16 protein-coding genes are annotated in these 14436 nt (G+C 69.3%); 2 read left to right on the forward strand and 14 right to left on the reverse strand.

The window, feature by feature from the left end; genetic code table 11:
• Positions 1-54: 54 nt before the first annotated feature.
• From nuoF to Q0112_RS09560, 7 genes are read right to left on the reverse strand one after another with little or no spacing between them, the layout of a single operon-like run.
• The gene (gene nuoF, locus Q0112_RS09530; protein WP_297974444.1) at positions 55-1350 is read right to left on the reverse strand and encodes an NADH-quinone oxidoreductase subunit NuoF; all 1296 of its coding nucleotides are present in this window, start codon (positions 1348-1350) and stop codon (positions 55-57) included.
• Positions 1351-1363: 13 nt separating this feature from the next.
• Complete coding sequence (locus tag Q0112_RS09535) at positions 1364-2083, reverse strand: endonuclease (protein WP_297974447.1); 720 nt, start codon at positions 2081-2083, stop codon at positions 1364-1366.
• A gap of 20 nt (positions 2084-2103) precedes the next feature.
• Positions 2104-3144, reverse strand: coding sequence for an NADH-quinone oxidoreductase subunit NuoE (gene nuoE / locus Q0112_RS09540; RefSeq protein WP_297974448.1), 1041 nt, complete (start codon positions 3142-3144; stop codon positions 2104-2106).
• A complete protein-coding gene (locus tag Q0112_RS09545; protein ID WP_297974451.1) occupies positions 3144-4346 on the reverse strand; it encodes an NADH-quinone oxidoreductase subunit D in 1203 nt (400 codons plus the stop codon). The genes nuoE and Q0112_RS09545 overlap by 1 nt, the downstream gene beginning before the upstream one ends.
• 2 nt (positions 4347-4348) lie before the next feature.
• Positions 4349-4951 carry an NADH-quinone oxidoreductase subunit C gene (locus tag Q0112_RS09550; RefSeq protein WP_297974453.1) on the reverse strand — a complete coding sequence of 201 codons (603 nt, stop codon included), beginning with the start codon at positions 4949-4951 and terminating at the stop codon, positions 4349-4351.
• Positions 4952-4991: 40 nt separating this feature from the next.
• Positions 4992-5531 carry an NADH-quinone oxidoreductase subunit B family protein gene (locus tag Q0112_RS09555; protein ID WP_297974478.1) on the reverse strand — a complete coding sequence of 180 codons (540 nt, stop codon included), beginning with the start codon at positions 5529-5531 and terminating at the stop codon, positions 4992-4994.
• Positions 5532-5578: 47 nt separating this feature from the next.
• Positions 5579-5944: an NADH-quinone oxidoreductase subunit A gene (locus Q0112_RS09560; protein WP_297974456.1), complete on the reverse strand. Its 366-nt coding sequence runs from the start codon at positions 5942-5944 to the stop codon at positions 5579-5581.
• Between the two features lie 455 nt (positions 5945-6399).
• On the opposite strand from Q0112_RS09560, the gene Q0112_RS09565 reads away from it, so the two are divergent.
• Entirely contained in the window at positions 6400-6621 is a 222-nt protein-coding gene (locus tag Q0112_RS09565; protein ID WP_297974459.1) for a hypothetical protein, read from the forward strand.
• Here the strand turns inward: Q0112_RS09565 and gcvP are convergent, their stop codons facing one another.
• The 7 genes from gcvP to gcvT all read right to left on the reverse strand — a co-directional run bounded on the left by gcvP (position 6622) and on the right by gcvT (position 13651).
• Positions 6622-9459 carry an aminomethyl-transferring glycine dehydrogenase gene (gcvP, locus tag Q0112_RS09570; RefSeq protein WP_297974460.1) on the reverse strand — a complete coding sequence of 946 codons (2838 nt, stop codon included), beginning with the start codon at positions 9457-9459 and terminating at the stop codon, positions 6622-6624.
• A gap of 104 nt (positions 9460-9563) precedes the next feature.
• Complete coding sequence (locus Q0112_RS09575) at positions 9564-10139, reverse strand: PIN domain-containing protein (RefSeq protein WP_297974463.1); 576 nt, start codon at positions 10137-10139, stop codon at positions 9564-9566.
• Positions 10136-10600, reverse strand: coding sequence for a helix-turn-helix domain-containing protein (locus Q0112_RS09580; RefSeq protein WP_297974466.1), 465 nt, complete (start codon positions 10598-10600; stop codon positions 10136-10138). Before Q0112_RS09580 ends, Q0112_RS09575 begins: the two co-directional genes overlap by 4 nt.
• Positions 10601-10768: 168 nt before the next feature.
• Positions 10769-11170 (reverse strand): carboxymuconolactone decarboxylase family protein, encoded by a 402-nt coding sequence (locus Q0112_RS09585; RefSeq protein WP_297974469.1) that lies wholly within the window; start codon positions 11168-11170, stop codon positions 10769-10771.
• 3 nt (positions 11171-11173) lie between these two features.
• The gene (locus tag Q0112_RS09590) at positions 11174-12004 is read right to left on the reverse strand and encodes a cyclase family protein (protein WP_297974472.1); all 831 of its coding nucleotides are present in this window, start codon (positions 12002-12004) and stop codon (positions 11174-11176) included.
• A gap of 131 nt (positions 12005-12135) precedes the next feature.
• Entirely contained in the window at positions 12136-12495 is a 360-nt protein-coding gene (gcvH, locus tag Q0112_RS09595; protein WP_297974480.1) for a glycine cleavage system protein GcvH, read from the reverse strand.
• A 28-nt stretch (positions 12496-12523) separates the two neighbouring features.
• Positions 12524-13651, reverse strand: coding sequence for a glycine cleavage system aminomethyltransferase GcvT (gene gcvT / locus Q0112_RS09600; protein ID WP_297974474.1), 1128 nt, complete (start codon positions 13649-13651; stop codon positions 12524-12526).
• Positions 13652-13762: 111 nt separating this feature from the next.
• Between gcvT and Q0112_RS09605 the strand changes: the two genes are divergently transcribed.
• A partial coding sequence (locus tag Q0112_RS09605) for a site-2 protease family protein (protein WP_297974476.1) occupies positions 13763-14436 on the forward strand: 674 nt, incomplete at its 3' end.

Here is a 14436-nt window from a genome sequence, read left to right on the forward strand (position 1 = left end):
CCGAAGCCGCCGGTCCAGCTGTGCACGGTGATCTGCTCGCCGCCTTCCATGTGCCTACTCCGCCGCCACCGCGCTGATCCGCCCGGTCCGCTTCGCCTTGATCCGGTCCTCGATCTCGTCGCGGAAATGCCGGATCAGCCCCTGGATCGGCCAGGCCGCGGCATCCCCCAGTGCGCAGATCGTGTGCCCCTCGACCTGCTTGGTCACGTCGAGCAGCACGTCGATCTCCTCGGGCTCCGCCTCGCCCTTCACCAGCCGGTCCATCACCCGCATCATCCAGCCGGTGCCCTCGCGGCAGGGCGTGCACTGGCCGCAGCTCTCGTGCTTGTAGAAGCAGGAGAGCCGCCAGATCGCCTTGATGACGTCGGTCGACTGATCCATCACGATCACCGCCGCCGTGCCGAGCCCGGACTTCTGCTCGCGCAGCCAGTCGAAATCCATGATCGCCTCGTCGCAGAGGCTCGCCGGCAGGAGCGGCACCGACGACCCGCCCGGGATCACCGCCTTGAGGTTCTTCCAGCCCCCCCGCACCCCGCCGCAATGCTTGTCGAGCAGCTCGCGCAACGTGATCGACATCGCGTCCTCGACCACGCAGGGCCGCTCCACGTGCCCCGAGACGGCGAAGATCTTCGTCCCCGCATTGTTCGGCCGCCCGAAGCTCGCGAACCAGCCCGCGCCACGGCGCAGGATCGTCGGCGCCACCGCGATCGACTCGACGTTGTTGACCGTCGTCGGGCAGCCGTAGAGCCCGGTATTCGCCGGAAATGGCGGCTTCAGCCGCGGCATCCCCTTCTTGCCCTCGAGGCTCTCGAGCAGCGCCGTCTCCTCGCCGCAGATATAGGCCCCCGCGCCATGCGCCAGATAGAGGTCGAAGTCCCACCCCGAGCCGCAGGCGTTCTTGCCGATCAGCCCCGCGTCATAGCATTCGTCGATCGCGATCTGCAGCGCCTCGCGCTCGCGGATATACTCGCCCCGGAGGTAGATGTACCCGGTGTTCGCCCCCATGGCGAAGCCGGCGATCAGGCACCCCTCGACCAGCGTATGCGGGTCGTGCCGCATGATCTCGCGGTCCTTGCAGGTCCCGGGCTCGGACTCGTCGGCATTGACCACCAGATAGTGCGGGCGGCCGTCGGACTGCTTCGGCATGAACGACCACTTCAGCCCGGTCGGGAACCCCGCCCCGCCGCGGCCGCGCAGCCCGCTCGTCTTCATCTCCTCGATGATCTTGTCCCGCCCGCGGGCGATCAGGCCCGCCGTGCCGTCCCAATGCCCACGCGCCCGCGCGCCCGCCAGGCTGCGGTCGTACATGCCGTAGAGGTTGGTGAAGATCCGGTCCTTGTCCGCCAGCATCGCCAGGATTCCCTCAGGTCGACTCGCCGCGGTCCACGCGCTGCGAATGCTCGGTCTCGCCGCCGGCGGCGAGGATCTTCGCCTGCCCCACCCAGTCGTCGCGCACCACGCGCCCGGTGAAGCCCTCGAGGTTCGACTCGATCCACTCGATCTCTGCCGGCCCCCAGGCCGCGATCTGGCTGAAGTGGTGGACGCCGTTCGCGTTCAGCAACTCGGCGAGCTTCGGCCCGACGCCCTTCAGCCGCATCAGGTTGTCCGCCCCGCCCTCGAGCGGCGCGGCCAGTGCCGCCGGCCTGCGCGCCGCGACCCCGGACGCCGCCGGGGCCGGCGCCGCGTCCCCGAGAGCCGCCCGCGCCGCCTCGCCGGCGGCCCGCGCCGCGTCCCTGACCCGCTCGCTGATCGCGCCCGCGTCCGGCGCGGGAGCCGCCGGCGGGGCCGTGACGGGCGCCGGAGCGGGGCTCGCGACCGGGCCCGCCAGCGGCGCCGCCGGAGCGGGAGCCGCATGGTAGCCCGCCGCCACGCCCGGGCCGTCGTCGGCCGGGGAGGGCCCGATGAGGCGGCTCAGCACGAAGCCGAGAATGATGAAGGTCACGCCGGCGAAGATGATCCCGCCCGCCGCCTCGTGCAGGATCTTGCCCACGATCAGGCCGACCACGATCGCCCCCACGATCGCCGCCACCCAACTCACCAGCGACCAGAAGACGCCGCTGTTCTCACTCTGGCTTGCTGCCATCTCTACCTCCGAGCCTCCCGTCACTCGTCCCTGATCCGCTTCAGCGCGTGGGGCGTGCCCTCCTGCTCCGCCAGCTCCCGCGCCTGCTCGACCCAGCCGTCGCGGGTCACCCGTCCGTGGAAGCCGTCGAGGTTCTCGTCGACCCAGGCGACCTCCTCGGGCGTCCAGCCGGCGATCTGGGAGAAGTGGAAGTAGCCGAGCCGATGCAGCAGCGCCTCGAGCTCCGGGCCGACCCCCTTGATGAGCTTCAGGTCGTCCGCACCGTCGCCGCGGGGCGCCGCCAGCCCGGCGGGCCGCACCGGCGTCACCGCCGGCCCGTGGTCGCTCCGCGCCGCCCGATCGACCCGGGGCGCCTTCTGCGCCGATCCCGGCATCCGCCGCGGACGCTCCTCGCCGGTGATCCGCGCCACCGTGTCGCCGAGCGTCTCGGCCAGCGTCACCGAGGCGTTGGCCGCGTTCACCCGCTCACCGCCGGCGAGCGAGCTGAGCTCGCCCTTCGGCTCGGAGGCGAAGCGCCCGTTCTGCGGCCCCGGCCGCGGCACTTCGCCGCGGGCCAGCGCATCGAGGATCTCCTCGAACCGCTCCGCCGTCAGGTCCTCGTAATAGTCCTTGCCGATCTGCGCCATCGGCGCGTTGGCGCAGGCCCCGAGGCACTCGACCTCCTCCCAGGAGAGCTTGCCGTCGGGCGAGACCTCGTGCGGGTTGGCCGCGATCTTCCGCTTGCAGACCTCGATCAGCGCCTCCGCGCCGCAGATCATGCAGCTCGTCGTGCCGCAGACCTGCACGTGCGCCACGCTGCCGGTCGGCTGCAGCTGGAACATGAAGTAGAAGGTCGCGACCTCGAGCACGCGGATCGAGGCCATGTCGAGCATCCGCGCGATCTCCTCGATCGCCGGCTTCGAGATCCACCCCTCCTGCTCCTGCGCCCGCCAGAGCAGCGGGATGACCGCCGAGGCCTGCCGCCCCTCGGGAAACTTGCCGATCTGCGCCTTCGCCCAGTCGAGATTGGCCGGCGTGAAGGCGAAATGCCCAGGCTGCTCGGGATGCAGACGGCGGAACATCAGCGATCCACCTCCCCGAAGACGATGTCGAAGCTGCCGAGCGCCGCCGAGATGTCGGCCAGCATGTGCCCCTTGCAGACATGGTGCATCGCCGCGAGGTGCGGATAGCCCGGCGCCCGCAGCTTCACCTTGTAGGGCTTGTTCGTCCCGTCGCTGACCAGATAGACCCCGAACTCCCCCTTCGGCGCCTCGACCGCGGCATAGACCTCGCCCTCGGGCACGTGGAAGCCCTCGGTATAGAGCTTGAAGTGGTGGATGAGCGCCTCCATCGAGGTCTTCATCACCGCCCGCCGCGGCGGCGAGATCTTGCCCCGCGTCAGCACCTCCTCGCCGCGGCAGGAGGCGAGCTTCTCCACCGCCTGCAGGATGATCTTCGTCGACTCGCGCATCTCGTGCATCCGGCAGAGATAGCGGTCGTAGCAGTCCCCGTTCGTCCCGAGCGGAATCCGGAAGTCGAACTCGTCGTAGCACTCGTAGGGCTGCGAGCGCCGCAGGTCCCAGGCGATCCCCGACCCGCGCACCATCACCCCCGAGAAGCCGAGCGCCTGGCACTCCTCCTGGCTCACCACCGCGATGTCGACGTTGCGCTGCTTGAAGATGCGGTTCTCGGTCAGCAGGATCTCGATGTCGTCGAGCACCTGCGGGAAGGCCCGCGCCCATTCGGCGATGTCGGCGATCAGATCCTCGGGCAGGTCCTGGTGCACGCCGCCCGGCCGGAAATAGGCCGAATGCAGCCGCGCTCCGCAGGCCCGCTCGTAGAAGATCATCAGCTTCTCGCGCTCCTCGAACCCCCAGAGCGGCGGGGTCAGCGCGCCGACGTCCATCGCCTGCGTGGTGACGTTGAGCAGGTGGTTCAGGATCCGCCCGATCTCGGAGTAGAGCACGCGGATGAGCTGCCCCCGCCGCGGCACCGGCGTCGCGGTCAACTTCTCGATCGCCAGGCACCAGGCATGCTCCTGGTTCATCGGCGCCACATAGTCGAGCCGGTCGAGATAGGGCAGGTTCTGCAGGTAGGTCCGGCTCTCCATCAGCTTCTCGGTGCCGCGGTGCAGCAGCCCGATGTGCGGGTCGCACCGCTCGACGATCTCGCCGTCGAGCTCGAGCACCAGGCGCAGCACGCCGTGCGCCGCCGGATGCTGCGGCCCGAAGTTGATGTTGAAGTTGCGGATCTTCTGCTCGCCGACGAGCACGTCGCCTTCCATGCTCAGGCCCCCTTCTTCTCGTCGCCGGGCAGGATGTATTCGGCTCCCTCCCAGGGCGACATGAAGTCGAACAGCCGGTACTCCTGGGTGAGCTTCACCGGCTCGTAGACCACGCGCTTCTGCTCCTCGTCGTAGCGCACCTCGACGTAGCCGGTGGTCGGGAAGTCCTTCCGAAGCGGATACCCGCGAAAACCGTAGTCGGTCAGGATCCGCCTGAGGTCCGGGTGCCCCGAGAAGAGGATCCCGTACATGTCGAAGACCTCGCGCTCGTACCAGTCGGCCGAGGGGAACTCGTCCACGATCGAGGGCACCAGCTCGTCCTCGCGCACCTCCGCCTTCACCCTGACCCGCTGGTTCAGGTGCATGGAGAGGAAATGATAGACGACATCGAAGCGCTTCTCGCGCTGCGGCCAGTCCACCGCGGTGATGTCGATCAGCGTGGTGAAGCGGCAGCTCGGGTCGCTGCGCAGATGGGCCACGAAAGCCGGGATCGTCTCCGGCGCCACCGTGAGGGTGAGCTCCCCGTAGCGGACCTCGGTGGCCAGGAGCGCCCGCTCCTGGCGCAGCGCGATGGTCTCCCTCAGCTCGTCGAGCGCAGTATCCATCTCAGTCCTTCGCGACCTTCCCGGTGGCTAGCGGCCCGCGTCAGCGGACGATCGTCCCGGTGCGCCTGATCTTACGTTGCAGCTGCAGGATGCCGTAGAGCAGCGCCTCGGCGGTCGGCGGACAGCCCGGCACGTAGACGTCCACCGGCACGATCCGGTCGCACCCCCGGACCACCGAATAGCTGAAGTGATAATAGCCCCCGCCATTGGCGCAGGATCCCATCGAGATCACGTAGCGCGGCTCCGGCATCTGGTCGTAGACCTTCCTGAGCGCCGGGGCCATCTTGTTGGTCAGCGTCCCCGCCACGATCATCAGGTCCGACTGCCGCGGGCTGGCCCGCGGCGCGGTGCCGAATCGCTCGAGGTCGTAGCGCGGCATCGAGGTCTGCATCATCTCGACCGCGCAGCAGGCGAGCCCGAAGGTCATCCAGTGCAGGCTGCCGGTGCGCGCCCAGTTGATCGCCGCCGCCGTCGAGGTGACGAGGAAGCCCTTGTCGGCCAGCTCGTCCGACAGCGTCCGCGAGACGAGGTCGGGCTGCTCGAGATGCGCGCCGGGCCGCCCGGCGGCCGGCTCGACGATCCTGCCGCCGACCGCGGCCTGTGACTCGGTGTTGGTGACGCTCGGCTCTACTCCCATTCGAGCGCTCCCTTCTTCCATTCGTAGGCGAAGCCGATGGTCAGCACCGCCAGGAACACCATCATCGACCAGAGGCCGAACGCGCCCACGTGCTGGAAGGCGACCGCCCAGGGAAAGAGGAAGGCCACCTCGAGGTCGAAGATGATGAAGAGGATCGACACGAGGTAGAAGCGCACGTCGAACTTCATCCGCGCGTCGTCGAAGGCGTTGAAGCCGCATTCGTAGGCGGAGATCTTCTCCGGATCGGGGTTCCGCACCGCCACGACCACCGCCGCGAGCAGCAGCACCAGCCCGAGAGCGATGGCGAGGCCGATGAAGATCAGGATCGGAAGGTACTCGCGCAGCAGCTCGCTCAACTCCGCCCTCCTTCGCCTGCACCGGGGACGGCTCGCACCGCACCCCGCAATTCATCGGTGGCTTATCTTCCGCATCGCACAAGGTCAACCGACAGCGGGGCCGCCGCCGCGCCACTCTGACACCCTTTTCCGGGTCTCGCAAACCGTCGGTTTGGGCGTCGCGAAACCATTCCGCCCTTCCCCGATTCCCCTCTCGCGAGGTCGAGCGCGTCGCGCTTCCTCAGCGCCGCCTGCAGGGCTCCGCCCGGCGCTGCCCGCCACGGTCAAGGCGACGGACGGCTCCGATCCTTACGCCTGGAGCCGCAGCAACAATGGACGAGCGCGCGAGCGGCGATCGAAACAGCCCGCGGATCAGGCCGATACCTCCCGACGCGAGACTTGCCCCCCAGCGAAACCTTCCGTGAACATCCTTCCGCTAGCCTCTGCCCAGCCCAAGCCCTCGCAGGACCCGCCCAATGCCGGCCGACACAGACCTCCCCCGCCGAACCCCGCTCCGCGACGCCATCGCCGAGGCCCTCTTCACCACCGCCGGGGCCGACGCCGCCGTCGAGCTCCGCGCGCTGGTCGCCGCCCGCGAGACCCGCGCCGAGCGCCTCTTCGCCCGCTACCGCGGCCGCCCCTCCCGGGCGCTCCGCCGCGGCCGCTGGACCGACGGCATCCCCGGCGCCATCTGGTAGCTACTCCGCCGCCTGCGCGTAGCTCTCCATCGGCGGGCAGGAGCACATCAGGTTCCGGTCCCCCCAGGCATTGTCCACCCGGTTGACCGGCGCCCAGTACTTGTCCACCCGGAAGGCCCCGGGCGGATAGCAGGCCGCCTCGCGCGAATAGGGCCGCTCCCACGCCCCCACCAGATCCTCGACCGTGTGCGGCGCGTTGCGCAGCGGATTGTTCTCCGGGTCCATCTCGCCCCGCTCGATCGCCCGCGCCTCCGCCGCGATCGCCAGCATCGCCGTCACGAACCGGTCGAGCTCCGCCTTCGGCTCGCTCTCGGTCGGCTCGATCATCAGCGTGCCGGCCACCGGCCAGCTCATCGTCGGCGCATGGAAGCCGCAGTCGATCAGCCGCTTCGCCACGTCGTCGACCGTCACGCCCGCCTCCTTGAAGACCCGCGTGTCGACGATGCACTCGTGCGCCACCCGCCCGTTCCGCGAGAAGAGGATCGGCCAGGCCTCCTTCAGCCGCGCCGCGATGTAGTTGGCGTTCAGAATCGCCACCTTCGTCGCCTGCGTCAGCCCGGCACCCCCCATCATCAGGCAGTAGGCCCAGGAGATGACCAGGAGCGACGGCGACCCGAAGTCCGCCGCGCTCACCCGCCCGGCGCCCCCCGGCCGCCCCGGCAGGAAGGGCGCGAGATGCGCCTTCACCCCGATCGGCCCCATCCCCGGCCCCCCGCCGCCATGCGGGATGCAGAAGGTCTTGTGCAGGTTCAGGTGGCTCACGTCCGACCCGATGTCGCCCGGCCGCGCCAGCCCGACCATGGCGTTCATGTTCGCCCCGTCGAGATAGACCTGCCCGCCGTGCGCATGCGTGATCTCGCAGACCTGCCGCACCGTCTCCTCGAAGACCCCGTGCGTCGAGGGATAGGTCACCATGCAGGCCGCCAGCCGCGCCGCATGCTCCTCCGCCTTCGCCCGGAAATCCGCCAGATCGACGTCGCCGTTCTCCGCCGCCGCCACCGGCACCACCCGCATCCCGGCCATCTGCGCGCTCGCCGGATTGGTCCCGTGCGCCGAGGTCGGGATCAGGCAGACGTCCCGCTGCGCCTCCCCCCGGCTCGCATGCCAGGCCCGGATCGCCAGCAGCCCGGCATACTCCCCCTGCGCCCCCGAATTCGGCTGCATCGAGAAGGCGTCGTACCCGGTGATCGCGCAGAGCTTGCCGCAGAGATCCCCGATCACCTCGGCATAGCCCTCGGTCTGGTCCGACGGCACGAACGGATGGATGTCCGCGAACTCGGGCCAGGAGAGGGCCATCATCTCCGCCGTCGCGTTCAGCTTCATCGTGCAGGACCCGAGCGGGATCATCGCCCGGTCGAGCGCCAGATCCCGGTCCGCCAGCCGCCGCATGTAGCGGGTGATCTCCGCCTCGGCCCGGTTCATGTGAAAGATCGGGTGCGCCAGATACTCGCTTGTCCGGATGAGGTTTTCCGGCAACCGATACTCATGGTCCAGATCGCGGTCCAGCATGTCCCCGCCGAACGCCCGCCAGACGGCCTGCGTATGCTCCCGCCGCGTCCGCTCGTCGAGCGAGATGCCGATCCGGTCGTCGCCCACCTTGCGGAGGTTGATCCCCTGCGCCACCGCCGCCTTCAGGATCACCCCCTGCAGCGCCCCCACCCGGACCGTGATCGTATCGAAGAACGCCGCCGGCTCCACCTCGAACCCGAGGCTCTCCAATCCCTTCGCCAGCCGCACCGTCTTGCGGTGGATCCGCTGCGCGATGGCGCGCAACCCCTCCGGCCCATGGAACACCGCATACATCGACGCCATCACGGCAAGCAGCGCCTGCGCCGTGCAGACGTTCGAGGTCGCCTTCTCCCGCCGGATATGCTGCTCGCGCGTCTGCAGCGCCAGCCGATACGCCCGGTTCCCGCGCGCGTCGATCGAGACCCCGACGATCCGCCCCGGCATCGACCGCTTCAGCCCGTCCTTCACCGCCATGTAGGCCGCATGCGGCCCGCCATACCCGAGCGGCACCCCGAACCGCTGCGTCGAGCCCACCGCCACGTCCGCCCCCATCTCCCCCGGCGGCCTGAGCAGCGTCAGCGCCAGCGGATCCGCCGCCACGCAGGCGAGCGCCCCTGCCGCATGCAGCGCCGCGATCGGCCCGGAGAAGTCGTGACAGGCGCCATAGGTTCCCGGATACTGGAAGACCGCCCCGAAGACCCGCCCCGGCTCGAGGTCGGCGAAGGGATCGCCCACCACCACCTCCCAGCCGAACGGCTCCGCCCGGGTGCGGATCACGTCGATCGTCTGCGGATGGCAGTCCCGGTCGACGAAGAAGGCCCCGGCCTTCGACTTGGCCGCCCGCCGGCAGAGCGCCATCGCCTCCGCCGCCGCCGTCGCCTCGTCGAGCAGCGAGGCGTTCGCCACGTCGAGCCCGGTCAGGTCGCAGACCATGGTCTGGAAGTTCAGCAGCGCCTCCAGCCGCCCCTGGCTGATCTCCGGCTGATACGGCGTATAGGCGGTATACCAGGCCGGATTCTCCAGGATGTTCCGCTGGATGACCGGCGGCGTCACCGTGCCGTAGTACCCCTGCCCGATCAGGCTGGTCAGCACCTTGTTCTTCCCCGCCGTCCGCCGCAGCCGGTGCAGCGCCGCCTGCTCCGAGAGCGCCGGCCCGAAGGCGAGAGGCTCCCGCAGCCGGATATCCGCCGGCACCGTCTCGTCGATCAGCGCATCGAGCGAGCCGGCCCCCACCACCTCGAGCATCTCCGCCATCTCCGACGGCGACGGCCCGATGTGCCGGCGATTGGCGAAATCGTAGGGATGATACTCGGATTCCTTGAAGGACATGGGATTCCCGCGAAAAGTTGGGTCGGCGGCACTATGTGCGCATCCGCGGAGAGGGGGCAAGGTCCGCCGTTTCCCGCCGTCGCCCCGGAGGCGACTGGCGGACGTCAGAGAAGCGCCTTGAACTCCACGAGAAGGGTGGCCGTCTGGCTCATGCCGACCTTTTCCAGCCGCAGGATCAACCCTTCCGCGTCCAGATGAGGATTGTTGAATCTCTCCCGCATCTTGCGGAGTGCCGCGACGGCCTCGACACCTTTCAGATCAATGCAATCCATCACGAAATCATCAACTTTCATCGGCTCGATCTGGTGAATGGCCAAAGCTTCCTTGGGAAAATCCTTCAGATTGTTCGTGACGATGACGCTCGCCCTCGTCTTTATCGCCGCCGCCAGCACATGCCGATCGTTCGGATCCGGCAACGCCAGGCCGTCGATGAGGGCCTCGCCGTCGCAGACGACAGCTTCGGGGAAGGCATCCTCGATGTTCCGCCGCTGGCGGCGCGCCGTCTCCGCGTCGCCGTACAGCCTGACGAACGCGGTCTCGAACTCCGCCAGGGTCGTCGCGGACCACCTCGGCCGAAAGAAGCCCTCCTCGGCCAGGCTCAGGACCACGTTCCTGCTCAACGCACCGACAAGAACATCCGTATCGACGACGACAGTGAACCGGTCGGCGCGGTGAATCAAATCAGCCCCTTCTCCGAATCCAGCGCGGCCATCTCGGACAAGGCCCTGGATCTGGTTTCGTCCCGGCGCGCCTTGTAGGCAAACAGGTCGTCGGCCCTCACCCGCCGATGGCGCCCCGTCTTCGTGAAGGGAATCCTGTTCTCCTCCAGCAGCTTGATGAGAAACGGCCGGGAGACGTTCAGCAGGTCGGCCGCTTGCTGGGTCGACAGCTCCGCATTGACCGGGATGAGCCGAAAACCCTTGCCGCTGGCGATCAGGCGCAGAACCGTCAGGAACGTCTGCGCGATCGCCGGCGACAGGACGACGGTTTCCCTTTGCCCTTTCTGGGGGACCACCTCGAGCCTGGTGTCATCGTCCTCCCTGACTATCCCGGCCATGATGGTCCGAAGGTGATCCGCATTCGCGATTTCAACCTCGGTCGGTAGACGCTCGGCAAAGGTGTCCATGGCTGGCGCGTTCATGATCGGTCTCCTTCGAAGAAGGGTGCGTCGGCAGCTCGAATGCGTCGGGTAGCTTCACCCGCTATCACATAGCACATCGCTCAATATTCGCAACAATCGAAGCCAGCGAAATATCCGCAAGAATTTCACGATTCATGACGCCCGATCGACGCCTTCGCGGGGTTCTCGTCACCCGCCCCGGTCGAACACCTCGTCCACCGGCACCTGCAGCGCGGTGACCAGATGGTTCGTCCGCGCCGCCAGCCCGATCACCCGCAGCAGCTCCGCGTGCTGCGCCTCCGTCATCCCCTTGGCCCGCGCCGACGCCGTGTGCGAATGCACGCAATAGGGGCAGGCGTTCGCCGTCGAGACCGCGATGTAGACCAGCTCCTTCACCAGCGGGTCGAGCGCCCCCGGCGCCATCACCGCCTTCACCTCCTCCCACACCCGCCGCAGTTCCGCCGGGTCATGGGCGAGCGCGCGCCAGAAGTTGTTGACATAGTCCGTACCGCGCACCGCGCGGATGTCCTCGAAGACCGCCCGCGCCTCCGGGGCGAGTTCGGCGTCGCCGAGCAGGGGAACCGTCGCCATGGCTCAGGCCAGCGCGATGACCCGGGTCGGCCCGCCGCTGCCGCCCTGGTGCTTCGGCGCGCCCACGAAGACCGTCGCCCCCGCCGCCGGGACCCGGTCGAGGTTCGCCACCGCCTCGAGCCCCCAGCGGTTCTGCGACAGCCAGGCGCTGTGCGCGGCGAAGTCGGGCGACGGCCCGTGGTCGAGGGACAGCGTGTCGACCGCAATCCCGACCGCCCCCGTCTCGAGCAGCATCTGCGCCGCCTCGACATGGAAGCCGGGGAAATGCATCTTCCCCTCCGCGTCGGCATTGCGGAAGCCGTCCGACCCGAGCTTCTCCCCCCAGCCCGAGAGCATGGCGACGCAGGCCTTCTCCGGGATCTCGCCGTTGGCCGCGATCCAGGCCGCCAGGTCGTCCGGCGTCAGCTGCGCATCGGCATCCGCCGCCGCCTTCCCCCGGATGTCCACCACGCAGAGCGGCACCACCAGGTTCGCCACTGGCACCGCATCGACCGACTGCCCGTCGGCCGAGAAATGCAGCGGCGCGTCCATGTGCGTCCCGGTGTGCTCGTTCACCCGCAGCTCGAAGAGGTTGAAGCCGTCCTTGCCGAAGGCGAACTTCTGCTCGCGGAAGAACTGCTGCCCGCCGAAGAAGGTCGGGAAATCCTCGGTCAGCGTGTGGGTCAGATCCTCGATCGCACCCGCCGGGATCGTCGCGCCCGACCCCTGCGCCCGCGCCGCCCCGGGGACCAGGCCCACGCCGGCCGCCGCCAGCGCCGCGCCCGCACCCCCGAGCAGCGCCCGCCGGCTCAGCATCCGCTCCTTCACCCGTTCGATCACGCAGGCGTCGCACATCCGCCGTGTCCTCCCCTTCGCCCTCGCGCACCCGCGCCACGCCCGTATTGACAACGTATAGACAAGAAATTCCACACGTCATTTCAAGGCCTTGCCGGGTGGGCACACGTGCGCGGGCGTGCGCGCAGGCTTCAGGCGATGTACGCCCGGTAGGCCTCCTCGTCCATCAGCCCGTCGAGATCGGCAGGATCGGCCAGCGTCATCTTGAAGAACCAGCCGTTCTCCATCGGGTCCTCGTTGACCAGCGCCGGGTTCTCCACGATCGCGGGGTTCACCTCGGTGATCTGCCCGTCGAGCGGCGCGGCGATGTCGCTCGCCGCCTTCACCGACTCGATCGTCACGACCTCCTCGCCCTTGACGACCGTCACCCCCTCCTCGGGCAGTTCGACGAAGACGAGATCGCCGAGCTGCTCGGCGGCGTGCTCGGTGATCCCCACGATCACCTCCTCGCCATCCTGCTTCAGCCACTCGTGCTCCTCGGTGAATCGCAGCATCCGTCTCTCCGTTCTCTCGCGACCCTCACGCCCTCTTGTGGCCCGGCTGAACCAGGGGCAGCTTCGCCACTGTGACCGGCAGCATCTTCCCGCGCAAGCGCCCGAAGAGCCGCGTCCCCGGTGCCGCCCGGTCGATCGCGACATAGCCCATGGCGACCGGCCGATCGAGGCTCGGCCCGAAGCCGCCGGACGTCACCACCCCGACCTCCGCCCCCTCCTCGTCCGCGAAGAGCTCCGTTCCCCCCCGCATCGGCGCCCGCCCCTCCGGCAAGAGCCCGACCCGCCGCCGCGCCGCCCCCGAGGCGATCTGCCCGAGGATGACCTCCGCCCCCGGAAATCCCCCCGCCCGCGCGCCGCCCGCCCGCCGCGCCGGCTGGATCGCCCATTCCAGCGCCGCCTCGACCGGCGTCGTCGTCCGGTCGATGTCGCTGCCGTAGAGGCAGAGCCCGGCCTCGAGCCGCAGCGAATCGCGCGCCCCGAGCCCGACCGGCAGCACCCCCTCCGCCCCGAGCAGCCGCTCGGCGAAATCCACCGTATGCTCCTCGGGCAGCGAGATCTCGAACCCGTCCTCCCCCGTATAGCCCGAGCGCGACACCACCGCCCGCACCCCCGCGAAGTCGATCTCCCGCACGTCCATGAACCGCATCGTCCCGACGTCGGGATGGAGCCCGCCCAGCGCCTCCGCCGCCCTCGGCCCCTGCAGCGCGACCAGCCCGCGCTCCAGCGGCTCGACCTCGCACCCTTCGAGCCCCGCCTCGAGATGCGCGAGATCGTCCGCCTTGCAGGCGGCATTCACCACCACGAGCAGATGGTCGCCCCGGTTCGCCACCATCAGGTCGTCGAGGATCCCGCCCCCCTCGTCGGTGAAGAAGCCGTACCGCTGCCGCCCCTCCGCCAGCCCGACGAGATCGACCGGCACCAGCGCCTCGAGCGCCCGCGCCGCGTCCGCCACCTCGCCCGACTTCGCCCGGACCGCGACCTGCCCCATGTGGCTCACGTCGAAGAGCCCGGCCGCGGCCCGCGTGTGCAGATGCTCCTTCAGGATCCCCGTCGGATATTGCACCGGCATGTCGTAGCCGGCGAAGGGCACCATCTTCGCCCCGAGCCCCACATGCAGCGCATGCAGCGGCGTCTTGCGCAGTTCCTCGCTCACCCGGATGACCTCCTGCCGACCCTGGCGAACTCTAGGTAGCCCACCCCCCTCTTGCAACCGCCCCGCCGTCCGTCGCACCATGCCCCCGCCGCAGGCGGAGGACGCGCTCCCGTGACATGGTCCACCAAGATCGGGCGGTTCGCCGGAATCGACGTCTACGTCCACGCCACCTTCTTCCTGCTCCTCGCCTGGGTGGCCTGGGCCTACTATGCCGAGACCGGAACGCTCGAGGGCGTCGGCTCCCGCATCCTCCTCGTCCTTCTCCTCTTCCTCTGCGTCGTCCTGCACGAATACGGCCACGCGCTCACCGCCCGCCGCTTCGGCATCGGCACCCGCTCGATCACGCTGCTGCCGATCGGCGGCCTCGCCCTCCTCGAGAAGATGCCGAAGGACCCGCGCGAGGAGATCATCGTCGCCCTCGCCGGCCCGGCGGTGAACGTCGTGATCGCCACCCTGCTCTATCTCCTCCTCGGCGTCAGCGCCCGGCCCGGCGCGCTGCTCGACCTCTCGGGCAGCCTCCTGCCGACGCTCCTCGTCGCCAACCTCATGCTCGCCATCTTCAACCTCCTGCCCGCCTTCCCGATGGACGGCGGGCGGGTGCTGCGCGCCACCCTCGCCATGCGCATGGACCGGGTGCGCGCCACCGCCATCGCCGCCCGCGTCGGCCAGGGCCTCGCCATCGGGCTCGGGCTCCTCGGCCTCCTCGGCAATCCGATCCTCATCCTCATCGCCGCCTTCATCTGGATCGGCGCCGGCACCGAGGCGGTCGCGGTCGCCACCGACGA

Source organism: uncultured Amaricoccus sp. (genome assembly GCF_937858865.1).
In the GTDB taxonomy this organism is placed as follows: domain Bacteria; phylum Pseudomonadota; class Alphaproteobacteria; order Rhodobacterales; family Rhodobacteraceae; genus Amaricoccus.